Here is a 23,346-nt window from a genome sequence, read left to right on the forward strand (position 1 = left end):
TCTATTATCTAATAGTCTTATTTCACTTCTTCAAAGTCAACATCCTGAACATTGTCGCCTTCCGATTGCTGCGCTTCAGGTTGTCCCTGTTGTGCACCGCCCTGGTCGCCGCCTTGCTTGTACATTTCCTCTGAAGCATTTTTCCATGCTTCGTTGATTTTGTCAAGCGCCGGCTGGATAGTTGCAACATCTTTGCTTTCGTAAGCCATTTTCAGCTCGGTAAGCGCCATGCCGATAGTATCTTTGTTTGTTTGTGACAATTTATCACCAAACTCTGTCAGCTGCTTTTCCGTTTGGAAGATCATGGCATCAGCCTCATTCAGTTTTTCAACTCTTTCGCGTGTCACTTTGTCCGCATCGGCATTTGCCTCTGCTTCCTTACGCATCCTGTCGATCTCTTCCTGTGTTAATCCGGAAGAAGCCTCGATACGGATATCGTGCGATTTGCCCGAACCTTTATCGGTAGCCGATACTTTGATGATACCATTGGCATCGATATCGAATGTCACCTCAATTTGCGGGATTCCCCTTTGTGCCGGTGGTATACCGTCTAAGTGGAAACGGCCTATAGTCTTGTTATCTGTAGCCATTGGCCTCTCACCCTGCAGTACGTGGATCTCAACAGACGGCTGGTTGTCAGCAGCAGTAGAGAATACCTGCGATTTTTTGGTAGGGATCGTAGTGTTCGACTCAATAAGTTTGGTCAATACACCGCCCATTGTTTCGATACCAAGGGAAAGCGGGGTAACGTCAAGAAGCAATACATCTTTAACATCGCCCGAAAGTACACCACCCTGAATCGCTGCGCCAATGGCAACAACCTCATCCGGGTTAACGCCTTTCGATGGTTTTTTACCAAAGAATTTCTCTACTTCTTCCTGGATCCTTGGGATACGTGTTGAGCCACCTACAAGGATAACTTCATCGATATCTGATTTCGAAAGGCCTGCATCTTTCAGCGCTTTTGCTACAGGCTCCATAGAGCGCTTAACAAGGCTGTCGGCAAGCTGCTCAAATTTAGCCCTGGTCAACGACTTTACTAAGTGTTTTGGTCCTGAAGCGGTAGCCGTAACATACGGCAGGTTTATTTCGGTCTGTGTAGATGACGAAAGCTCGATCTTAGCTTTTTCAGCAGCTTCTTTCAAACGCTGAAGCGCCATAGGGTCTTTACGAAGGTCTACACCTTCTTCACTGTTGAACTCATTAGCAAGCCAGTCGATGATCACCTGGTCAAAGTCATCACCACCAAGGTGCGTGTCACCGTTTGTAGAAAGCACTTCAAATACACCGTCACCCAATTCAAGGATCGAGATATCGAAAGTACCGCCTCCAAGGTCATATACAGCGATCTTTTGGTCTACGCCTTTTTTGTCAAGCCCGTAAGCAAGCGCTGCAGCAGTAGGCTCGTTGATGATCCTCCTTACTTTAAGGCCTGCAATTTCACCGGCTTCTTTGGTAGCCTGGCGCTGTGCATCGTTAAAATAGGCCGGAACGGTAATAACCGCCTCGGTAACTGTTGTGCCAAGGTAATCCTCAGCTGTTTTTTTCATTTTCTGAAGTGTCATAGCTGACAATTCCTGTGGCGTATATAGGCGGCCATCGATATCAACACGCGGGGTGTCGTTGTCGCCTTTTACAACACTATAAGGTACATTGCTTGCTTCTTTAGCGCTTTCGGTAAATTTATTACCCATAAAACGTTTGATAGAAGCGATGGTTTTTGTGGGATTGGTCACTGCCTGTCTCTTAGCAGGGTCGCCAACTTTGATCTCTCCGCCTTCAACAAATGCAATTACTGACGGGGTTGTTCTTTTTCCTTCAGCATTAGGAATAACCACCGGCTCGTTACCTTCCATTACGGCAACACACGAGTTGGTTGTTCCTAAGTCAATTCCGATTATTTTACTCATCTTGTCTGGTTTTTATTTTTGTTTCTGATTCCTTGTTTGTTAAACCTGTCGTACAAAGACAATCATTGTGCCAATACTTGCATGGCATTAAAAATATGACAAGATGGCATTTGTTGCACATTTCGCAATACTGTTCAATAAGCGTTTTTAAATGTTAAAATCAATACAAAATAAGAGGCTTTTAGATGAGGATACACTATTTTTCAAAAAAGGGGGAATATCATGATAGTCCGCCACTTTACTGTTACTTAATGGAACGCACTTACCCAAACTTGCAAGAGTATAAAAGTTTTATAACGCTGGTCACCCTATCAGTCATTCTGTTATGTTTCTATACTTTTTTTTATGACTACCTGCTACAAATAACACTGCTTGGTAATTTTTATAGTGTACCAATAGGTATCGATTTGGCTGTTTGCTTTATTTTTATCATTGTGGCCCTCCTGTTCCATGCCCTGAATACTAAACGCAAATGGGTCTTTATCCCAAAAGGCTTTGCAGCAGGCTGTTTGATATGTGCCATTATACCTTTTGAATATGAACATCCTATTTTTAGCCACAATGTATTTACATATATGGACTCCCGTATGTCGCCGCAAACAGCGCTATGTTTTATATTGCTGGGAATAGCTGTTTTTTTCCTGAAAACACAAAAAATAAAATTGCTGATACAAATTCTGCTTCATTTTGTAACATTGATCGCAATTGTAGTCATCATCGGTTACACCATAGGCATACCGCAATTTTATACCTTTTCTTCCATACCAATGGCGCTGCCGTCTGCCCTGGCCTTTTTATTTCTTTCCGGTGCAGCCTCTCTTGCAAATCCATCGATTGGGATCACCGGCATTTTTACAGGTAAAATGATAGGCAACATCATGGCGAGGAGGGTTGCAGTAAAAATGATCGTTGCCACACTGATATTAGGCCCGTTATGGGTTTTTGTCCACAGGAATAACTGGATGAGTACCGAATTTTCTATGGGGCTGGTTGTAATTTGCATAATGCTGATAAACATATCGATTGTATGGACTACTTCACATACGCTCAATAAGATCGACCTGAAACGGAAAATTGCTATGGAGAATTTCAGTACAGCATTTGAAACGGCTCCCTATTCTTTAATGGTTTCTGACAATAATGGAATCATAGTGAACGTAAACAGTCAGACTGAAAAAATATTCGGCTACCGGCGTGACGAACTTATAGGGCAAAACCTTGAAACCATAATCCCGGCAAAACTACACAAACAATATTTTGAGAGAAGGGAATCTTTTTCCGCATCGCCGGAAGTAAAGAATTTCGGGATTGATGGCGAACTCTTCGCCATGAGGAAAGACGGTCGCGAATTCCCCATCGAATTAGTGATGGCCCCTGTAAAAACGAGCGCAACTACTTTCTTAATGTCTACAATTACTGATATTACCCAAAGGAAAGAGCAGGAAAATATTATTAAGAAGCAAATGGAAGAGTTAAGGTCAAAAAATGAAGAGATGGAGCAGTTTAATTATATCTCCTCGCATGACCTCCAGGAACCACTGCGTACCGTTTTAAGCTATATCGAATTGCTTGAAGAAGACTATCCCGAGCAAGTAAAAGGGGGCATAAAAACACACCTCGACGCAATGCACGCGTCTATCACACGAATGGCCAGGATCGTTGGTGCTTTACTGGATTTTGGTAAGTTGGGCCGTACGAGAAAACTCGTAATTACCGATTGCAAAATAATGGTTGACTATGTAATTGCCGACCTGCAAAGTCTTATTACTAAAAGTGGCGCGATAATATCCGTAAAAAATGACCTACCTGTTATTTTTGCCTATGATACAGAAATGAGGCAATTATTCCAAAACCTGATTAATAATGCTATTAAGTTCCAGCCAAAGGGTGCTGGTGCTATAATTGAAATAGGTGTAAAAGAAATGGGAGAATTCTGTGAGTTTTATGTTGCTGACAATGGCATTGGCATAGAGTCCCGGCACCTGAAAAAGGTATTTAATATTTTTGAAAGGCTTAACAAGGCCGAAGATTATGCGGGCTATGGTATAGGCCTTGCCAATTGCAGGAAGATAGCCGAAATGCATGGAGGTAAAATATGGGTCGAATCAGAACCCGGTAAAGGCAGTACTTTCCGGTTTACCATTTTAAATTTAAAAAAGATATAGGCATACAAAACGTACAGAATCCCTGATCGCCTGAAGGCGAAATTAATACCGACAACATTTGTTTAAATGATAAATTAATAATGGACGTAGTATCAATATATTCACTAAGACCGGTGCACTAAATACCATTACATAAGGCCTGTATAAACCCCGAAAAACACAATAGCTTGTTTTTAAATAATTATCTATCAAATAGATAAAGGGGAAATGATGTAATAATTCAGGGAGATTATACTACAAAATTACAAATAGTTGATTTATTTTCGTAGGCCGAAAATTGTCAAACTATACATAATACCGCGCTTAAAACGCATGTACAAAAATCTCATCCTGTTTTCATCAATAACTGTTGTTTTCTATAGTATATATGTATTATGCTACGCGTGGGGAATCTCGAACGACATTTTTGCCCCGCCGGCATCAGGGAGGCTCCCTATGGCTACTGACTCCGCTGCTTGCTTCATACTCGCAGGAATGTCATTACTATGCCGTACATCCAGAAGGCCGAATGTTGCTTTTACAGTCCCTCGAATTTTAGCAATGGCAATATTTTTTTGGAGCGCTATGCATCTTGTACGCGATTTTACTACGATAAATGTGCCTTTTATTTTCGGCATGTCCCCGCAAACAGCGTTTTGCTTTTTATGCCTTTCATGCAGTTTTCTCTTTATGGAAATTACAAAACGAAAGTACATCATCCAGGGAGTACTGCACCTTGTAACCCTTATCGCCGCTGTAGCTATTATAGGCCACTTCCTGAATATCCCGTTATTTTATAAAATGACGTTTATACCCATGCCTATTTATTCTGCCATAGGGTTCGTACTGCTGTCGGTCGCAGCATCGCTCATCAATCACAATGTAGGTATAACAGGCTTGTTTACGGGAACGCATATAGGCAACATCATGGCACGCCGCCTGTTCTCAAAAATGTTTATAGCGATATTGGTAACAGGCTTCTTTCATATCCTGGCCCAAAGGCGGGAATGGATAAGCCCGGAACTGGGAAGTGCATTAATCATCGTTGTATTTATCGTTATAACACTAACGCTTATCTGGAAAACATCAACCAGGCTTAACGCAATTGACGATAAAAAGAGGATGGCCAGGGATAACTTCAGCATTGCTTTTGAAGCTGCTCCCAATGCCTTAATACTTTCCGACAGGCACGGAACCATAACACTGCTGAACACTGAAACGGCGAAGCTATATAAGTACAGCAGGGAAGAACTGACAGGAAGCAACATCAGAGGACTGATTCCGGAACGGCTGCAAAGAGATTATAATACAAAAAAGGAAGCGTTTTTTGATTTCCCCAATGTGCGGAAATTCTATAGTGAAGACAATCTGTATGCTGTGAAAAAAAATGGCGAAGAATTCCCGATCGAACTTATTCTGACACCTGTTAAAACCAGCGAAGAAACGCTACTGCTGGCCACCATAATTGATATAACCCAAAGAAAGAAACAGGAAGAGACCATAAAAAAACAACTGATTGAGCTACAGGTCAAAAACAAGGAGCTGGAACAGTTCAATTATATCTCGTCGCACGACCTCCAGGAGCCGCTGCGCACTTTATCCAATTATATAATGCTGCTCAAAGAAGATTATGCGGACCAGCTTAATGAGGAAATGAGAATGCACCTGGAAACAATGGGGGCATCAGTCAGCAGGATGAGCCGCGTAGTGCTTTCGCTGCTTGAGTTCGGTAAGCTGGGAAGAAAGAAAAAACTGGCGCAGGTAGATTGCAGCATATTGATAGGCAATGTGCTTACCGATCTTGGCGGAAGTATAAAAGAAAGCAGTGCAACTATTACAGTACATTGCGACATCCCTGACTTTTATGCCTATGAAACCGAGTTGCAGCAGCTTTTCCAGAATCTTATTAACAATGCCATCAAGTTTAGGAAACAGGGCGTTACGCCACAAATAACTGTTACCGCCAGTCGGCTACCGGGATACTATGAATTTGCTGTTACAGATAACGGCATAGGCATACCCCGGCAGCATTTCGATACGATTTTCCATATCTTTCAGCGGCTGAATAGCTCTGAAGATTTCGAAGGCCATGGTATAGGACTGGCTAATTGCAAGAAAATAGCCGAAATGCACGGTGGAAGCATTTGGGTGGAATCAGAGCCGGGCACAGGCAGTACATTTAAGTTCACTATTTTGAATTTGAAAAATTAATGCTTAATTTTTTTCGATAAAAATAATTTTTAAACTTATTTACATCGATATATTCAAAAATTAACTAATTTCGTGTCTTAAATTTTTGTTAAAAAATGTCAAGAATTGCCCCCGTTGCCATTAAACGCAGATATTACAACATAGGAGTTTTCACATCATCATTAATTATTACATATTCTGTTTACGTACTTTTATTCGGTTGGGGGCTCAAAAACGGCCTTTTCGACGCCCGGATATCAGGGAACCTGCCTATTGCAATCGACAGCGCGTATTGCTTCATATTTGCCAGTTTATCGTTATTTCTTTCGCTACAAAACAAAAGTCGTTTTAAATCTTTACTGTCCCGCTTGTTGGCAGTCTCTGTATTTACCTGGACTATCCTCGTTATGATAGACAATTTTACAAGTATAAGGATACCCTTTACCATTGGCATGTCACCCCAAACTTCATTTTGTTTCCTGTTACTTTCCCTTTCATTATACCATCTAAATAAGGCAAACCGAAAATTTATTATCCAGGGAATGCTGCATGTCGTCTCGTTAATTTCATCAATTGTGATAATAGGCCACCTGCTGGAAATTCCTGAGTTTTACAGGATGAGTTTTGTACCAATGGCTATATACTCTGCAATTGGCCTTTTTCTGCTTTCCGTCTCATCTTCTTTAGTCAATCGCAATATCGGCCTTACGGGACTTTTTACAGGGAAGCTGATCGGAAATATAATGGCGAGGAGGCTTTTTATCCAAATGGCACTAGTAATAATAGCACTGGGTTATTTGAGGCTGCTCTCGCACCGCAGGGCATGGATGAGCCCAGAGCTCGGTATTGCATCCATTACCGTCGCATTTTTGGTAGTGTCGCTGTTATTAGTATGGAGCACATCAAAAAAGCTTAATGCCATACACCAGAAAAGCAAGTTGGCCGAACAAAATTTCCGGACTGCAGTAGCTGCCGCTCCTTATGCCCTGCTAATTGCAGACAGGGACGATAAAATACTCATGGCAAATAACGAAACACGAAAACTTTATGGTTATAAAAAATGGGAATTATTAGGCCAAAATATAAAAATGCTCATCCCTGAAAAATTACATGAAGATTATAGTGTAAAAAAAGCAAATTTCTTTGCCTCCCCGTCAGCAACAAAATTTGACTTTGACGATGAACTGTTTTCTAAAAAGAAAGACAACTCGGAATTTCCGGTCGAAATCATCCTGACACCAGTAAGGGTAAACGCAGATACTTTTATGCTTCTTACTATAATCGACATTACTTCTAGAAAACACCATGAAGAAATAATTAAGCGGCAGGTAATACAATTGCAGCAAAAGAATGAAGAACTCGAACAGTTCAATTATATTTCTTCGCACGACCTGCAGGAACCATTACGCACAGTTTCCAATTATATCAGCCTGCTTCAGGAAGATTATCCTGAAAACCTCAATGAGGAGATGAAACTGCATTTGAGCACAATGAGTTCCTCAATAGAAAGGATGAGCCGTGTAATACGGTCGCTGCTCGATTTTGGAAAACTGGGCAGAAATAAAAAGCTCGTGCTAACCAATTGCAGCTCTTTGTTAGAAAGTGTTATAACCGACCTGGGAAGCCTTATAAAAAACAAACATGCGCTTATCTCCATAGAGCCTAACTTTCCTGAATTTTATGCCTATGAAACAGAACTGCGCCAATTATTCCAGAATCTTATAAATAATGCCATCAAATTCAGCAGAGATGACACTCCGCCCCATATTAAAATTTCCTGCAAAAGGAAAAAAGGCTTTTACAAATTTGAAGTTGCCGATAACGGCATTGGCATAAATCCTGCAAATAGTGAAAAAATTTTTCATATCTTTCACCGCCTGAATAGTGACGAAAAATATGAAGGTCATGGCATAGGCCTTGCCAATTGCAAAAAGATCGTTGAGATGCACGGCGGCCAGATATGGGTAGAATCAGAACCCGGCAAAGGCAGTACATTTAAATTCACAATATTAAAATTCAAAACATGACCAATCAGGTAAAATCTGTTATGATTGTTGACGACAACAAGATCGATAATTTTTTCAATGAACGTGTCATAAAAAAAAATGATGCATCATGGATCGTGATCGCAAAAGAATCGCCATATGATGCCCTCGATTATTTGAAAGCGGGAGAGCAAATTCCCGATGTCATTTTTTTGGATGTCAACATGCCCGGAATGAGCGGCTGGGATTTTATCGAAGAATATAAAAAACTTGCGATCAGCCATAACGATGTCCTGATAGTAATTTTTACCTGCAACCATAAAGACCCTGATGACGAAACGCTCGAATTAGTAAAGGGTATTTCCTGTCATTTCAGCCCGAAGCCCCTGACTATAGAAATACTCGAACAGGTACAGGAAAAATACAGCAGCCTTAAATAAAGCCCCGGGCTGTATCTTGGCTTTGCAATTCGCATTTCACATTAGCGATTAAGAACATCAGAAAGCGCACATAGTGAAGTAAAGCTTCATACTCCGTATTACTTTGCTGGATTTTAAGGTCACCTTCTAAGGATATGTCCTATGTAGTTAAATACTGGCTTCATTGAAATTTAGGCAGCTACTCAAAATACTCGAAAGCATCAATGATATCGAGGTACACGCCGTCAAAACCTGCATTGGTAATTTTCGTTAGGTATGAATCGCTATGTCCATAAATGAGGCCCTGCCATTCGGTGTCCCAGTATTTCACTTTATAATTGCCGGGCCAGTCAGGATTTTCGGCGGCTATCCATGACGGCCTGGTAGTGTTCCAGCTATCTTGCCAGTAGTACCTGTAATCTTCAGCCTCCCCTATCGACATGTAGCAGATAACAAGCCTCTTGCCACCATTAGCTTTATTCCTGAGCTGGTTCACTTCAGCCGCTGTAAAGGGTTCATCCTCCAGGAACAGGTCCATGATCACGACATCATAATTGGTGGCAGTCACCGCATTGATAAACTGCTGCTTCGTATTATAATTTTCAGGGTTGATCAGGAAAATATGGTTCTTCGCCTGGGCCAGTGAAGTGATCACATTTGCATTCTCATTGTGCGGGGCAGCTGATGGTATCGTTGTGAGGTCGCGCTCTTCAGCGGCATACGAGATATAGCCCGCAGCTTCATTGCGGGTGTAGGAGTTGGAAATTTTGCCCGCTGTCCAGCAGTAATCCGTCACCAGTATTTTTTTTCCTGCATTTTTAGAAACATCGAGAAAGCTTTTCAGGTAATTGGTTACGTCCGTTGGTGTGGCCTGGTTGTCGTCATCATAACCATACAAAAGATCTTCCTGCCCGTTACCATCAATTGCGTTCAGGTAAGCCGTTGCCGGTGCGCCATTCTCTTCGCCATTCAGCGTAACAAGCTCAATGCCATTTTGTGGAATGACCGCAAAGTTAGGGTTTACCACTTTTGCTGTCTGGCTGATGCCAATGACAAAATCGCGCATATCCTGCCTGTAATCGCGGTCTTCATTGTTATTGTTTGAAGCGGAATCATCGCTGCCGCAACCTGCAAGCAGCAGCAGCAAAAGGCATGGAAGGAAAGTTTTCATAGGGGTCTTTTAAATTATAACGTAGTCTTAGGTCTTTTATTTCCGGCAATTATAATGAGCAACGCCTGTATCGCAAGGTAAGCGTAGCATCCCCAGCGAACAATGTAAAGCATATCATTGCGGTACATGAATATCAGCACAGAAAATAATCCGGCAAATATAAATATAGCCGTATAGAGTACGATACGCCCTTTCATAGCCATTGCACCTGCGAACTGGACTAAAGCCGCAATACCAAAGACAATTATAAGTAATACCATAATACCCTCTCCTGATGAAAAGTTTGGCTGTCCATAGGCCATCGCGGTTTCTATGACAACGTCATATCCGCTCAGCCTGTCATACATTACGTGCATGTGTGATCCATTATCTATGGTTTCGCCGGGGATTTTAAGAAAAGGGCCGCCAAGCATCAGCACAGCGAAAAGCGTTGCGACCCGGACGGTTTTTGGCATATATCTTTCCATACTAATCTACAAGGAATAATGCATTGCTAAACAACAAATTCCCATTCTCCCAGAATCCCCTGAACAGTGGATTGTCTACCATATAAATTATCGCGCCCCTGCCCTTTTGCTCTACCGCAAAGGTTACCGTGTTCTCCAGTTTCTTTTTCAGGCTGCGGCCAATGAACCCAAAGTTCTTATACCCTGCCGGGACATAGGCCACATTCCATACGTTCTTCAAAAGCTGGTAGCGGGTGTCGGTTGTCTTAAGGCTGAAATACCTTTCGCCCAAACCATACGACAACGGATGCGTCTTGTCAAGCATATTCTCCACTATCGCGCCCGGCACCGAACCCGATATGGCACGCCTCTCGGCATTCTCGTAGTCATAATAACGGGCTTTCAGGGCTTCCTCATCCTCCTCTTTTGTTGCCAGGTCTTTGTCGGCATCTGTGGCAAATCGCGTGAGGCTGTAGCCTGCCCTGTCTTCAAAAAGGTTCAGTGCACCGGCTATAGCTATCACCCTGCCGCCATCGTTTATAAAAGTGTCGATGCCTGTTTTTTGCCCGTCGCTAAGCTCATAATAACCGTCCGGGAGTATGATAGTATTGAAATCGGAAAGCTTTATCCTGCCGAGGTTTTGCGTATCCACAATGCTTACAGGGTAGTCTATAACTTCATCCATGTAAAACCAGGCCTGCCCAAAATCGGTCGCGCTTACACCATTGCCTGCAAGAAGCAACACTTTTGGAGCTTCGAGCAATGGGTAATATTCCCCGCCAAGGTCGGCGCCGCTTAGCGAAAAACCGCTTTCTATCACCTCATAGTCGGGCTTATCCTCAAGTAAGGCATTCATGGTTTCCTTAAAATTATTTATCTGCGGGTTGTCGCCTTTCAGTATAACCAGATCGCCCGGGCTTACTTTTATCCCCCTGAACGCCGATACCTTCCTTGACGAACGCACCTTTATATTATTTTTGAAAAGCAGTGACAGCACCTTTGCCGATGCCCTCCCATTCCACGGCACATAATAAGCATATATCCTTTCATATTCAAACTTGCCTTTTTGCGATACCAGTGCCTTTGTTTTGATAGCAATGTCTTTCTTCAGGGCATAGCTTTCAACGCCATAGGCATGCGGCAGCGCCCAGGCCGTAATGTCATACGACAGGCTGTCGGTAAGCCGCTGTGCGGGCTCGAACAATACCTGCGCCAGCACCGACTTCGGTTGGTTCGCCGAAACGATCATGTCATTAGGCTCTATGGTGAATTCTTTCTCCTTATCGCTTTGGTAATTGTAACCCGACAGCTTTTTGCTTTCATCGGCGTATGCGAATTGTATCCTGTTGCGTTTCAGCAATAGTGCCAGCTCTTCGTTCTTGCCGCTGTTCTTCACGACATACGTCCTGTATTTTCCTTTCGGGTTCTCCCTGCTATCCTTAAAATAAGCCCGAAAATTGCGCACCAGCTTGTCCTTTTGCCACGATGCGGTTTCTACGGCAGTAAGCACAGCGGTAGTATGGTGGTTTATCCTGTCCTGTAGTGTCAGCAGGTTGCCGTTTGACATCGTGATGGCCCTGCCTGCACCAATGCCGCCCTGCTCATACGTCATTCCCACAGCGCCGTTAAAGCTTGGGTACGTATCGCCATAGCTTGGGTAAAACAGGTCGAAGCGTTCGCGGGTGTAATAATTCCACCCCTGTGCATCAAACTTTTTAGAGGTCATCTCCCCTATCGCATTATGGAAATCCTTTTGCCCCTGCGTAATAAAATCATGCATCGGCTCTGCAGCAGGCGGGAAAAAGTACGGTTCGTTATACCCCATCTCATGCACATCCACATGCACCATTGGCATCCAATCGTTATATAGCGTCACACGCTGCTGTGTTTCAATCTGTGTCTGCCATGCCCAGTCGCGGTTAAGGTCATAGGCATAATGGTTCTGCCTCCCGCCCGGCCACGGTTCCATGTGCTCCCTGTCGGATGCATTGGGGTTAGGTTCTTTCCCCGAAATATCCCTGAGCCAATTTCCGTAGCGGGAATAACCGTCGGGGTTAAGGCATGGGTCGAGTATCACGATAGTATTCTTAAGCCATTCTTTGGTGGCAGCATTTTTTGGGTTGACCAGTTCGTAAGCAACGCTCATGGCGCTTTCGGCAGCAGCGGGCTCGTTACCATGCACATTGAAGCTCAGCCATACAATGGCTTTGTCGGCTACATTTACCTGCTTGCCTCCCATCCCGATGCTGTACAGGTGGTTAAGGCGTATGTTTTCAATTTCTTTTAAATTTTCGGGTGTCGAAATGATATAGGCATTCAGGCCGAGCTCCGTGCTGGTCTGCCCGTACGGCTTGTGCTGCATCATCCCGGAATTCTGCACCAGGTAACCGAAATAATTCTCCAGTTGGTAGTAATAGCTTACCTGTTTTCCATAATTAGGAAGGAATTCAGCAGGGCTTTTAAGCTGTGCCTGTAACGTAATGCTGAAAAATAAAGCGAGGGCATAAAAATAATGCTTCATGGAAGGGATATTAAAAAACCAAATGTAAGGAATTTATGAATGTTTCTTCTGATGATAAATTGCCTGTTTGATAATTTGTTAACTTGTAGTATCTTAGTCCAAGCAGCTAATTTGATTCATAAAAAAAGCTCCCAAAACAGGAGCTAATCTATTCGATGTGTAATTATTAAACTACGTTTCCAAATTCAAGACGGTTTTTAACATGTTTGTTTTGTTCCTGCCTGAATTCAATATCTTTTTCAAGTTCATGTTCCCGCTGTTTTTCTACAACTTTAAACCAACTCAAAGCCGGAATAAGATTGTTGGAATGTATTTCCAAACGCACAATCACTTTTTCAGTTGGCAAACGGCGTTCCCTTAAAATTAAACTCAATTCAGTTTCTTTTAGGTCAATATCCTGAGCAAACTTTTTATTTACTTTATAAATGAGTTTGATATATGTTTTCAGGAACGATGCAAATGTTCTTGTTTCATCATATACATCTGAATTAGCGTAATCCTCCATTAAGAATCGTAACTGAAGGACTTTAGCATACAGCTTATCTTTTTCACTTAAATTTGCCCTGTTTCTTTTCCTTGCTTCTGCCAGTTCATTAGAAGCTTCCTGCTTTTCTATGTCAGGGATGGGATTTTTAAAAACTATTGAATCAGCTATTTCTTCAGGGCTATATTTTTCTAATATTTTATCGGTTTTCATATTTTAAATTTTGTAAGTAGGTTAAACAATGCAACACCATCAAGGAATATTTGTATTCCTGCATTTTCAAATCCATATTGTTTTATGTAATGCCTTCTTATTTCGGTTTTTGGATGTAGTGAAACACACGCATCTATATCGAATAATTTATTAGCTTCCCGACACGCAAATGCAATCAAATTCCCTGCTATCCCTTCATATTCTTTACCTTTCCCTGTATTTTTGACCGATGATGCCAACAATACTATTTCAATCCTCTTTTCTGCTGCATAAACCTTTAGTGACATTAAACCCAAAATTTCATCATTATCAGGAAATTTCAATTTATAAACGTCGCTTCCTTTCTCTGATAGCCAATCGAAATGGTATTCAGCCTCTGTCAGAGACCCGTAGTCTGCTTCTTCTACTAATTCTATTACAACTTCCTTATTTTTGGATGTTGCCAGATGAGTTATTTCCATATGTAAATATACAAAAATAATTTGCAAATTTGTAAATTATTATTTTGTATTTTAATTAATAAGAGGCTCCGGCCTTTTTGTTTTTTAGCAGAACTTTCACTACTTATATATAGCCAATCTTTCCCCCGTAATTATTATCTTTGCGTGCTTTAAAAACATTTACTGATGCGTATATCCTATAACTGGCTAAAACAATTTATAAAACTCGACTGGAAATCTGAAGAAACGGCTGCCCTGCTTACCGACCTCGGCCTTGAGGTAGAGGGAGTTGACAAGTTCGAGTCACTTAAAGGCGGGCTCGAGGGTGTGGTTGTAGGCCATGTGCTTACCTGCATACAGCACCCGAATGCCGACAGGCTACGCATCACTACGGTTGACCTTGGCGACGGCACACCGGTACAGATCGTTTGTGGCGCACCCAATGTAGCCGTGGGCCAGAAAGTCCCTGTGGCAACCATCGGGACAACATTATATGATAAAGAGGGCAATGCCTTCCAGATAAAAAAAGGAAAGATACGCGGCGAAGAAAGCCACGGCATGATATGTGCCGAAGATGAGCTGGGCATCGGCGAAAGCCACGACGGCATCATGATCCTGAAGGAAGACCTGAAGCCGGGTACGCCTGCCTCGAAAGTCTTTAACATTGAAAGTGACGAGGTTTTCGAGATAGGGCTTACGCCAAACCGCGCTGATGCCATGAGCCATTGGGGTGTGGCGCGCGACCTCCGTGCAGGGCTTACCCAGAAAAATGTAAATACCGAGCTGCTTACACCATCCGTAAGCAACTTCCGCATCGACAAGCGCACCCTGAAAATGGACGTGAAGGTGGAAGACAGCAAGCTGGCGCCAAGGTATTGCGGCGTGACCCTTTCGGGAATAACCGTAAAACCGTCGCCATCATGGCTGCAAAACAGGCTGAAAGCGATTGGGCTTACGCCAAAGAACAATGTGGTGGATGTAACTAATTACGTACTTCACGAACTTGGCCAGCCACTCCACGCCTTTGATGCTGCAAAAATAAAAGGCAATAAGGTTATCGTAAAAACGCTTCCGGCAGGCACCAAATTCACAACGCTTGACGATGTGGAAAGGACGCTCCACGAAGAAGACCTGATGATCTGCGACGAGAACGGCCCTATGTGTATCGCGGGTGTTTTCGGAGGGAAAAATTCGGGGGTAACAGAAACTACCTCTACTATCTTTTTGGAGAGCGCTTACTTCAACCCCGTATCTATCAGGAAGACCGCTAAACGCCATGGCCTCAATACAGACGCTTCTTTCCGCTTTGAGAGAGGCATCGACCCAACCATTGCAGAATATGCGCTTAAAAGGGCTGCCATCCTTATACAAGAGACCGCAGGCGGAGAGATTACATCAGACGTGGTAGATATTTACCCTAAAAAACTCGAAGACCATTCGGTATTGCTTAATTTCAGTAATGTAACCCGCACAATCGGCCAGGAACTGCCAAAAGAAACCATCAAAAAAATACTGGTATCGCTCGACATCAAGATAAGCACCATGTCAGACGCAGGCCTTGGGCTTGTCGTTCCCGCCTACCGTGTGGATGTGACCCGCGAAATTGATGTGATCGAGGAAATACTAAGGGTTTACGGCTATAATAACATCAACTTTACCACGAAGCTGAATGCTTCGATATCCAATGCCAGCCGTACCGAAGATTACAAACTTCAGAACATTGTGGCAGGGCAGCTGGTATCGCTCGGATTTAACGAGATGATGGCCAATTCATTGACCACACCGGATTATGTAAAACTGTCGGAAAACCTTAAAGAGGAATTCAATGTAATGATGCTGAACCCATTGAGCAACGACCTATCTGCCATGAGGCAGTCGCTGCTGTTCAGTGCGCTGGAGGCGGTGTCTTTTAATAGCAACAGGAAGAGAGCCGACCTTAAACTGTTTGAATTCGGTAAAAGCTACCACAAGATGCCGTCCGGTTATGATGAGAACAAGCACCTCACGCTTACCGTTACCGGCAGCCGCCTGCCGGAAAGCTGGACACAAACCGGACAAAGGCCTTCCGATTTCTTTATGTTCAAAGGCTATGTGAACCTTATACTGACAAGGCTTGGCATTAATAAAATCCAGGCGCAACCGGTAACGTCCGACATTTATAGTGAAGGTGCGGCATTTGCATCAGGAAATGATGTGCTGGTGGAATTCGGTTCTATAAAAAAGAATGTACTCAAGCAGTTCGACATTAAGCAGGATGTATTCTTTGCCGATTTCAACTGGGGCGCTATCATAGGCCTTGTATCCGGCAAGATAAAATATACCGAAATATCCAAATTCCCCGAAGTACGAAGGGACCTTGCGCTGTTGGTTGATACGGATGTCACTTTCGACAGCATCTATACCATTGCAAGGCAGGCAGAAAAATCGCTGCTTAAAGATATCAACCTGTTCGATGTTTACGAAGGCAAAAACCTTCCGGAAGGCAAGAAATCCTACGCAGTGAGCTTTACATTACAGGACAGCGCTAAAACACTTACCGATGAGCAGATCGATAAAATCATGGGCAAGATAAGGCAGAGCCTCGAAACACAGGCGGGAGCGCAATTGAGATAATCCACCGATATTATACCAAAAAAAATCCACCGCATGCGGTGGATTTTTTGCTTTATAAGAAAGTCATTACGCTTTCATTTTTGCTTTCATGGCTTTATAGTCATCATTTCTTTCCAGCGCCTGGTAGATTCCCGCAAGCAGGGAAATCGTGTACTGGTTATCCGGTTTTAATTTATGCGCTTTTTCAAGAAACGGAAGCGACTTCAGGTAAAGGCCATCCTTTTGCTTTTTCAGAACATCATAACGCTGGTTGTCTTTAGCAGTGTTGCCAAGGCCGTTCATTTCATCAACGATCTTTTTTTCATCTGTAAGCACAAGGCTTCCCATTGCAACAAGTGCAGGCTCAAAATTAGGGTCAATCTCAAGGGCTTTTTTATACTGCCTCTCCGCTTCTGCAATATCACTAGTCGAAGCAACCACACCTAAATTAAAGAACAGCTCTGCATTAGTAGGGTTTTTGGCGGCAGCCTCGGCAATAAGCCTCTTGTAACCTTCCATATCCTTAGCCTGGTAATAGATATTAGCTTCAGATACAATAAGGCTTACATCATCAGGATTGTTTTTCCTTGCTGCAGCCATTGCCTGTTTGGCTTTATCATTTTCACCCTTCTGAACGTAAATAAGCGCAATGTTCTTAGTGATCTCTCCTTTTAAGGATGGTAGTTTTTCTTCTTTAGGCTCAACATACTCACCTGCCTGTACGGCAATATCGCGCGAAGCTTTATTCGGGAAACCCTCTACCTGGCCTGTTTTTTTATTTTTTGCTACAAATACGGTACCTTCGCCTGTAAAACCCGATTTATCAAGCTCAAGATAATATTCAAGGGCATTGTCATAATCCTGTCCGTTCACAGCCATAGCTGCTGCATTATACAATTGTGCTTTGTCATTGGTATCAGCTTTGTAGGCAATTTGATATAACGAAGCTGCTTCCTTATACATTTTTTGATCTACAAGCTGCGCAGCTATCGTACCAACCAATCCTTTTAACCTGGGAAGAAATTCTTCCTTAATTGTGATAGTATGCTCTTTTTTACCAGTTCTTTCCAACTCAATGACTTTATTCATATCATCGACAGCAGTACCGATCAATTTTGAAGCCTGTTGAAGGTTTGCCAAAACCATAGGATTCAACATCATTTCAGTCGTTGCTCCAGAAGCTTTATAGTAGTAAAAATCCGCCTTCTGCTCATTAGTTGCTGTAGCCATTTTTGGCTCACCAGCCGCTATCAGTTCCCTGAATTTCTGAAAATCCTCTTTCGTAGGGGGAGTGTCTTTTTCTATAATTTTTTTCAGCCCTTTAATCTCATCCTTCTGTGCAAAAGCACTAATTGAAAGGAGTAAAGCTGCTGCTATTGCATATTTACTTTTCATATAGTTATTTTTAATATTACTCTTCGTTTTGTTCTTCTTCAGGAGCATCGCCTTCTTCGTCAGCGTCCTCGTTATCAACACCTTCTTTCGCTATGTCGAGCATATCTGCCGGAAGGGCGTCTTCTCCTACTTCGCCAATGATCTCTTCGATAGCTTCCTCAATGGCATCTTCTTCCCGAAGCACCTTGGTTACCGCGGCAATAGAGTCGCTGCCTTTTATATTGATAAGGCGTACACCCTGTGTGGCGCGTCCCATAACCCTGAGGTCGGAAACCATCATCCTAATCGTAAGCCCTGACTTGTTGATGATCATAAGGTCGTCCGCATCGGTAACGCTGTTGATCGATACCAGTCGGCCAGTCTTATCAGTGATGTTTAGGGTTTTTACACCTTTTCCACCCCTGTTGGTAATCCTGTAATCGTCAAGGCTCGAACGCTTGCCGTATCCATTTTCGGACACCACAAGTATCTCACTGCTCATGTCATTTACAGAAACCATGCCAATTACCTCGTCGTTATCGTCAGCAAGTGTTATACCACGAACACCCGAAGCGCTACGCCCCATCGGCCTTGTCTTGCCTTCTTCAAAGCGTACCAGCTTGCCCGACTTCACTGCAATAAGCACCTGGCTCTCGCCTGTGGTCAGTTTTGCTTCCAATAGCTCATCATCCTCACGTATAGTTATGGCGGCAATACCGTTCAGCCTTGGGCGTGAATATTGCTCCAGCAGAGTTTTCTTAACGATACCCTTCTTGGTAGCCATGATCACATAGTGGCTGTTGGTATATTCTTCATTTTTCAAGTCCTGTGTACAGATGAATGCCTTCACCTTATCATCATTCTCGATATTGATAAGGTTTTGTATAGCACGGCCTTTGCTGGTCTTTGTACCTTCAGGGATTTCGTAAACACGCATCCAGAAACATTTTCCTTTTTGGGTAAAGAAGAGCATGTACTGGTGGTTGGTCGCTACATACAGGTGCTCCAGGAAGTCCTGGTCGCGTGTTGTAACACCTTTCTGGCCCACGCCTCCCCTGTTCTGTGTTTTATATTCCGAAAGCGGCGTACGCTTAATATACCCTGCATGGGATATGGTAACGACAACGCTCTCATCGGCAATAAGGTCTTCAATGCTCACATCGCCACCGGAATATTCAATCTGCGAACGGCGTGCATCGCCATATTTGTCCCTTATCTCCACAAGCTCCTGCTTGATAAGCTCCATCCTTAGGTCTTTGCTTTCCAAAAGGGCTTTCAATTCGGCGATCAATTTCATTATTTCTTCATATTCTGCCCTTAGCTTGTCCTGCTCCAGTCCGGTAAGCTGCCTCAAACGCATCTCTACGATAGCACGTGCCTGGATCTCGCTCAGGTTAAAGCGCTCCATCAATTTGCCACGCGCTTCTTCACCATCTTTAGACCCACGGATAAGACGGATAACCTCATCGATATTATCCGAGGCTATGATCAAACCTTCTAATATGTGTGCCCTTTCCTCTGCCTTACGAAGGTCGAATTTGGTCCTCCTCACAACCACATCGTGCCTGTGCTCCACAAAATAATGGATAAGGTCTTTCAGGTTAAGCATTTGCGGCCTTCCGGCAACAAGCGCAATATTGTTCACACTGAAAGACGACTGCAGTTGCGTGAACTTATAAAGTGTATTAAGCACTACATTTGGCACCGCTTCCCTTTTCAGGATATACACGATACGCATACCATTACGATCAGATTCGTCACGTATGTTGGCAATGCCCTCTATCTTTTTCTCATTAACCATGTCAGCCGTCTTCTTGATCATGTCGGCTTTGTTAACCTGGTACGGAATCTCTGTTACAATGATGCACTCTCTTCCGTCAACTTCCTCAAAACTGGTTTTCGCACGGATAACCACACGTCCACGGCCTGTCTTGAATGCCTCACGCACGCCTTCGTAGCCATAGATGATACCCCCTGTAGGAAAATCGGGCGCTTTTACGTGCGTTATAAGCTCGTCTATCTCAATATCCGTGTTGTCTATATAGGCCAGCGTACCGTTGATAACCTCGGTAAGGTTATGCGGTGCCATATTGGTTGCCATACCTACCGCGATACCCGAAGCGCCGTTGATAAGCAGGTTGGGCACCCTTGTAGGCATCACGGTTGGCTCGTAAAGCGTATCATCAAAGTTTAACTGGAAGTCAACCGTTTCCTTATCAAGGTCAGCCATGATATCTTCTGATATCTTGCGCATCCTTGCCTCGGTATAACGCATTGCCGCAGGGCTGTCGCCATCTACGGACCCAAAGTTACCCTGCCCGTCTACCAAAAGGTAGCGAAGGCTCCATTCCTGGGCCATACGCACCATGGCATCATATACTGACGTATCACCGTGCGGGTGATACTTACCTAATACTTCTCCTACGATCCTTGCGGATTTCTTGTGGGCCCTGTTAGAAAGGACTCCTAATTCATACATTCCGTAAAGTACCCTTCTGTGAACCGGTTTCAACCCATCTCTCACATCCGGAAGCGCCCTTGAGACAATAACCGACATTGAATAGTCAATGTAGGCTGATTTCATTTCGTCTTCTATGTTAATGGGAATTAACTTTTCTCCTTCAGACATAAGTAGTTATATTATAAAATTATAGTTAATACAAAACGTGCCAATATACACAATTTAAACAGCATCTAAAGGCTTTACAGGTAATTTTTTTAGCGTTTTATCAACAGAATAGCGTCAGGTAATAGTTAATAAAGTAATATTAAATCGTTTTTATTTTCCGGATTTTTTTTGTCAATTAGCCTGACAGTGCTTTTTCAGGCTGACACTACCGATTGTTAGGTATGGTTTTTGCAAAATCCTGTTTAATTGCATAAATTTACATTATTAAAAATAACATTATGGATGACAATTTTTCTCCAAGGGTCAAGGACGTGATCACCTACAGCAAAGAAGAAGCGCTGAGGCTGGGCCATGACTTTATTGGAACGGAGCACTTAATGTTAGGAATTTTGAGAGACGGGAACGGAAAAGCCATTTCGATACTGAACAGCATTTCTGTAGACCTTGATCATTTACGCAGAAAAGTAGAGATATTAAGCCCTGCGAACCCAAATGCCGAGCGCAATAATGAAAAAAAGAACCTTCATTTGACCCGCCAGGCAGAACGCGCCCTGAGGACTACATTCCTTGAGGCCAAGGTATTTCAGAGCACATCAATAAGCACGGCGCATTTGCTGCTTTGCATTTTACGTAATGAAAATGACCCTACCACAAAGTTGCTTAACAAGTTAAAAATCGATTACGAAACAGTTAAAGAACAATTTATCAGCATGACATCAAACGAAGAAGAATACCTGGAAAACCTTCCTAAAGCAGAGTCGTATAACGACGATGCAGGACAAGATGACAGTCTGCGCGAAAGCACCTTCAATAATCCTTCTTCAGGCGCCAAAGCCAACAAAAAATCCAAAACGCCTGTACTTGACAATTTCGGCCGTGACCTGACCGAACTTGCCGAAGAAGGCAAGCTGGACCCGGTGGTTGGCCGTGAAAAGGAAATTGAGCGCGTGTCGCAGATATTGAGCCGCAGGAAAAAGAACAACCCGCTCCTTATCGGTGAGCCCGGCGTTGGTAAATCGGCTATTGCCGAAGGACTTGCCCTGCGCATTATACAGAAAAAAGTATCGCGCATACTGTTCAACAAACGCGTGGTTACGCTTGACCTTGCCAGCCTGGTTGCAGGGACAAAATACCGCGGCCAGTTTGAAGAGCGTATGAAAGCGGTAATGAACGAACTGGAAAAGAATGACGATATCATCCTTTTCATAGACGAGATACACACTATTGTAGGTGCAGGTGGGGCTACGGGCTCACTGGATGCCAGCAATATGTTCAAACCGGCTTTGGCAAGGGGCGAGATACAATGCATCGGCGCTACAACGCTGGATGAGTACCGCCAGTATATCGAGAAAGACGGTGCACTCGAAAGGCGTTTCCAGAAAGTGATCGTGGAGCCTACATCGGTAGAGGAAACCATCACGATCCTGAACAACATCAAGAACAAATACGAAGACCACCACAGTGTTACCTACACCGATGAGGCTATCGAGGCGTGCGTGAAGCTGACGAACCGCTATATGAGCGAGCGTTTCCTTCCGGACAAGGCTATCGATGCGCTGGATGAGGCTGGATCGCGCGTGCACATCACCAATATCGATGTGCCGAAGCAGATACTCGACCTTGAAAGGCAGCTGGAGGAAGTACGCGAACTGAAAAATTCCGTAGTCAAAAAACAGAAATACGAAGAGGCAGCCAAGCTTCGCGACGATGAGAAACGCATCGAAAAAGACCTTGCCATTGCCCAGGAGCAGTGGGAAGAAGAGTCCAAATCGAACCGCATCCTTGTAACCGAAGATAATGTTGCCGATGTAGTATCGATGATGACAGGCATACCGGTAAACCGTATTGCGCAGACCGAAAGCAACAAGCTGGCAAAACTGCCGGAGCTTATTAAAGGTAAAGTTATCGGGCAGGATGAGGCTGTAGCCAAAATTGCCAAGTCGATACAGCGTAACCGTGCAGGACTGAAAGATCCTAACAAACCGATAGGATCGTTCATCTTCCTTGGGCAAACCGGTGTTGGTAAAACACAGCTGGCCAAAGTACTTGCCAAAGAGCTATTCGACAGCGAAGATGCCCTGGTACGCATCGACATGAGCGAGTATATGGAGAAATTTGCCATATCAAGGCTTGTGGGAGCGCCTCCGGGATATGTTGGCTACGAAGAAGGCGGGCAGCTTACCGAAAAAGTGCGAAGGAAACCGTATTGTGTGGTACTTCTTGACGAGATCGAGAAAGCCCACCCGGATGTATTCAATATGCTTTTACAAGTACTGGACGATGGTTACCTTACTGACAGCTTAGGCCGTAAGATTGACTTCAGGAATACTATCATCATCATGACATCCAACGTTGGTGCACGCCAGCTGAAAGATTTCGGGCAGGGTGTAGGATTTGGTACTTCGGCCAAAAAATTACAGGCAGACGACCATACCAAAGGTGTTATCGAAGCCGCGCTTAAGAAAACTTTTGCTCCGGAATTCATCAACAGGATCGACGATATTATCGTATTCAACCCTCTTGAGAAAGAGCATATCGACCAGATTATCGAAATCGAGCTGGCAAGGCTGTATGCAAGGGTTAAAGACCTTGGCTACACCGTTTCCCTTTCCGATAAGGCAAAGGCGTTTATCGCAGATAAAGGCTTTGACAAGCAATATGGAGCAAGGCCTTTGAACAGGGCTATCCAGAAATATGTGGAAGATGCGCTTGCAGAAGAGATCATTACATCTAAAATTTCAGGAGGCGACGAGATTTATCTGGACCTTGATGATAACGCAACCGAGCTGACAGTGACAGTGAGAAAAGCCGAAAACCCGGCGAGTTAA

At 43.6% G+C, this 23,346-nt stretch carries 16 protein-coding genes; 6 read left to right on the forward strand and 10 right to left on the reverse strand.

What is annotated here, in order from left to right; translation table 11 throughout:
- Positions 1 to 17: 17 nt before the first annotated feature.
- Both dnaK and AAEO56_RS02295 read right to left on the reverse strand, forming a co-directional pair.
- Positions 18 to 1,910 (reverse strand): molecular chaperone DnaK, encoded by a 1,893-nt coding sequence (gene dnaK, locus AAEO56_RS02290; RefSeq protein ID WP_341695396.1) that lies wholly within the window; start codon positions 1,908 to 1,910, stop codon positions 18 to 20.
- A 382-nt stretch (positions 1,911 to 2,292) separates the two neighbouring features.
- Positions 2,293 to 2,433 carry a hypothetical protein gene (locus AAEO56_RS02295; RefSeq protein ID WP_341695397.1) on the reverse strand — a complete coding sequence of 47 codons (141 nt, stop codon included), beginning with the start codon at positions 2,431 to 2,433 and terminating at the stop codon, positions 2,293 to 2,295.
- 139 nt (positions 2,434 to 2,572) lie between these two features.
- Between AAEO56_RS02295 and AAEO56_RS02300 the strand changes: the two genes are divergently transcribed.
- Positions 2,573 to 4,075, forward strand: a complete 1,503-nt coding sequence (locus AAEO56_RS02300) for a sensor histidine kinase (RefSeq protein WP_341695398.1) — start codon at positions 2,573 to 2,575, stop codon at positions 4,073 to 4,075.
- A gap of 377 nt (positions 4,076 to 4,452) precedes the next feature.
- On the opposite strand, the gene AAEO56_RS02305 is transcribed toward AAEO56_RS02300, so the two are convergent.
- Positions 4,453 to 4,692 carry a hypothetical protein gene (locus tag AAEO56_RS02305; RefSeq protein WP_341695399.1) on the reverse strand — a complete coding sequence of 80 codons (240 nt, stop codon included), beginning with the start codon at positions 4,690 to 4,692 and terminating at the stop codon, positions 4,453 to 4,455.
- 52 nt (positions 4,693 to 4,744) lie between these two features.
- On the opposite strand from AAEO56_RS02305, the gene AAEO56_RS02310 reads away from it, so the two are divergent.
- From AAEO56_RS02310 to AAEO56_RS02320, 3 genes are all read left to right on the forward strand, one after another.
- Positions 4,745 to 6,265 (forward strand): sensor histidine kinase, encoded by a 1,521-nt coding sequence (locus AAEO56_RS02310; protein WP_341695400.1) that lies wholly within the window; start codon positions 4,745 to 4,747, stop codon positions 6,263 to 6,265.
- 521 nt (positions 6,266 to 6,786) lie between these two features.
- On the forward strand, positions 6,787 to 8,271 hold the full coding sequence (locus tag AAEO56_RS02315) for a sensor histidine kinase (protein WP_341695401.1): 1,485 nt from the start codon (positions 6,787 to 6,789) through the stop codon (positions 8,269 to 8,271).
- A complete protein-coding gene (locus tag AAEO56_RS02320; RefSeq protein WP_341695402.1) occupies positions 8,268 to 8,669 on the forward strand; it encodes a response regulator in 402 nt (133 codons plus the stop codon). The genes AAEO56_RS02315 and AAEO56_RS02320 overlap by 4 nt, the downstream gene beginning before the upstream one ends.
- Positions 8,670 to 8,847: 178 nt before the next feature.
- On the opposite strand, the gene AAEO56_RS02325 is transcribed toward AAEO56_RS02320, so the two are convergent.
- The 5 genes from AAEO56_RS02325 to AAEO56_RS02345 all read right to left on the reverse strand — a co-directional run bounded on the left by AAEO56_RS02325 (position 8,848) and on the right by AAEO56_RS02345 (position 13,944).
- Positions 8,848 to 9,819, reverse strand: a complete 972-nt coding sequence (locus tag AAEO56_RS02325) for an endo alpha-1,4 polygalactosaminidase (RefSeq protein ID WP_341695403.1) — start codon at positions 9,817 to 9,819, stop codon at positions 8,848 to 8,850.
- A gap of 14 nt (positions 9,820 to 9,833) precedes the next feature.
- The gene (locus tag AAEO56_RS02330) at positions 9,834 to 10,286 is read right to left on the reverse strand and encodes a hypothetical protein (protein ID WP_341695404.1); all 453 of its coding nucleotides are present in this window, start codon (positions 10,284 to 10,286) and stop codon (positions 9,834 to 9,836) included.
- A 1-nt stretch (position 10,287) separates the two neighbouring features.
- On the reverse strand, positions 10,288 to 12,786 hold the full coding sequence (locus AAEO56_RS02335) for a M14 family metallopeptidase (RefSeq protein ID WP_341695405.1): 2,499 nt from the start codon (positions 12,784 to 12,786) through the stop codon (positions 10,288 to 10,290).
- Positions 12,787 to 12,952: 166 nt separating this feature from the next.
- The gene (locus AAEO56_RS02340) at positions 12,953 to 13,483 is read right to left on the reverse strand and encodes a hypothetical protein (RefSeq protein ID WP_341695406.1); all 531 of its coding nucleotides are present in this window, start codon (positions 13,481 to 13,483) and stop codon (positions 12,953 to 12,955) included.
- Positions 13,480 to 13,944 carry an N-acetyltransferase gene (locus AAEO56_RS02345; RefSeq protein ID WP_341695407.1) on the reverse strand — a complete coding sequence of 155 codons (465 nt, stop codon included), beginning with the start codon at positions 13,942 to 13,944 and terminating at the stop codon, positions 13,480 to 13,482. The genes AAEO56_RS02340 and AAEO56_RS02345 overlap by 4 nt, the downstream gene beginning before the upstream one ends.
- Before the next feature lie 165 nt (positions 13,945 to 14,109).
- On the opposite strand from AAEO56_RS02345, the gene pheT reads away from it, so the two are divergent.
- Positions 14,110 to 16,536: a phenylalanine--tRNA ligase subunit beta gene (gene pheT / locus AAEO56_RS02350; protein ID WP_341695408.1), complete on the forward strand. Its 2,427-nt coding sequence runs from the start codon at positions 14,110 to 14,112 to the stop codon at positions 16,534 to 16,536.
- 66 nt (positions 16,537 to 16,602) lie between these two features.
- Here pheT and AAEO56_RS02355 read toward each other — a convergent pair whose 3' ends face one another.
- Together AAEO56_RS02355 and gyrA are read right to left on the reverse strand one after the other, a co-directional pair.
- Positions 16,603 to 17,910, reverse strand: coding sequence for a tetratricopeptide repeat protein (locus AAEO56_RS02355; protein WP_341695409.1), 1,308 nt, complete (start codon positions 17,908 to 17,910; stop codon positions 16,603 to 16,605).
- A gap of 16 nt (positions 17,911 to 17,926) precedes the next feature.
- Positions 17,927 to 20,518 carry a DNA gyrase subunit A gene (gene gyrA / locus AAEO56_RS02360; RefSeq protein WP_341695410.1) on the reverse strand — a complete coding sequence of 864 codons (2,592 nt, stop codon included), beginning with the start codon at positions 20,516 to 20,518 and terminating at the stop codon, positions 17,927 to 17,929.
- A gap of 278 nt (positions 20,519 to 20,796) precedes the next feature.
- Here gyrA and AAEO56_RS02365 point away from each other — a divergent pair, with 278 nt between their 5' ends.
- Positions 20,797 to 23,346 (forward strand): ATP-dependent Clp protease ATP-binding subunit, encoded by a 2,550-nt coding sequence (locus AAEO56_RS02365; protein WP_341695411.1) that lies wholly within the window; start codon positions 20,797 to 20,799, stop codon positions 23,344 to 23,346.

Source organism: Flavobacterium arundinis (assembly GCF_038289855.1).
Taxonomy (GTDB): domain Bacteria; phylum Bacteroidota; class Bacteroidia; order Flavobacteriales; family Flavobacteriaceae; genus Flavobacterium; species Flavobacterium arundinis.

What these genes read in the sequence shown, in the direction of transcription:
- dnaK (WP_341695396.1), bottom strand. Translation starts at nt 1,910, where the DNA reads ATGAGTAAAATAATCGGAATTGACTTAGGAACAACCAACTCGTGTGTT.
- AAEO56_RS02295 (WP_341695397.1), bottom strand. Translation starts at nt 2,433, where the DNA reads ATGGCACATATCAAACAGCCTGCTGCAAAGCCTTTTGGGATAAAGACC.
- AAEO56_RS02305 (WP_341695399.1), bottom strand. Translation starts at nt 4,692, where the DNA reads ATGCCGAAAATAAAAGGCACATTTATCGTAGTAAAATCGCGTACAAGA.
- AAEO56_RS02310 (WP_341695400.1), top strand. Translation starts at nt 4,745, where the DNA reads ATGGAAATTACAAAACGAAAGTACATCATCCAGGGAGTACTGCACCTT.
- AAEO56_RS02315 (WP_341695401.1), top strand. Translation starts at nt 6,787, where the DNA reads ATGCTGCATGTCGTCTCGTTAATTTCATCAATTGTGATAATAGGCCAC.
- AAEO56_RS02320 (WP_341695402.1), top strand. Translation starts at nt 8,268, where the DNA reads ATGACCAATCAGGTAAAATCTGTTATGATTGTTGACGACAACAAGATC.
- AAEO56_RS02325 (WP_341695403.1), bottom strand. Translation starts at nt 9,819, where the DNA reads ATGAAAACTTTCCTTCCATGCCTTTTGCTGCTGCTGCTTGCAGGTTGC.
- AAEO56_RS02330 (WP_341695404.1), bottom strand. Translation starts at nt 10,286, where the DNA reads ATGGAAAGATATATGCCAAAAACCGTCCGGGTCGCAACGCTTTTCGCT.
- AAEO56_RS02335 (WP_341695405.1), bottom strand. Translation starts at nt 12,786, where the DNA reads ATGAAGCATTATTTTTATGCCCTCGCTTTATTTTTCAGCATTACGTTA.
- AAEO56_RS02340 (WP_341695406.1), bottom strand. Translation starts at nt 13,483, where the DNA reads ATGAAAACCGATAAAATATTAGAAAAATATAGCCCTGAAGAAATAGCT.
- AAEO56_RS02345 (WP_341695407.1), bottom strand. Translation starts at nt 13,944, where the DNA reads ATGGAAATAACTCATCTGGCAACATCCAAAAATAAGGAAGTTGTAATA.
- pheT (WP_341695408.1), top strand. Translation starts at nt 14,110, where the DNA reads ATGCGTATATCCTATAACTGGCTAAAACAATTTATAAAACTCGACTGG.
- AAEO56_RS02355 (WP_341695409.1), bottom strand. Translation starts at nt 17,910, where the DNA reads ATGAAAAGTAAATATGCAATAGCAGCAGCTTTACTCCTTTCAATTAGT.
- gyrA (WP_341695410.1), bottom strand. Translation starts at nt 20,518, where the DNA reads ATGTCTGAAGGAGAAAAGTTAATTCCCATTAACATAGAAGACGAAATG.
- AAEO56_RS02365 (WP_341695411.1), top strand. Translation starts at nt 20,797, where the DNA reads ATGGATGACAATTTTTCTCCAAGGGTCAAGGACGTGATCACCTACAGC.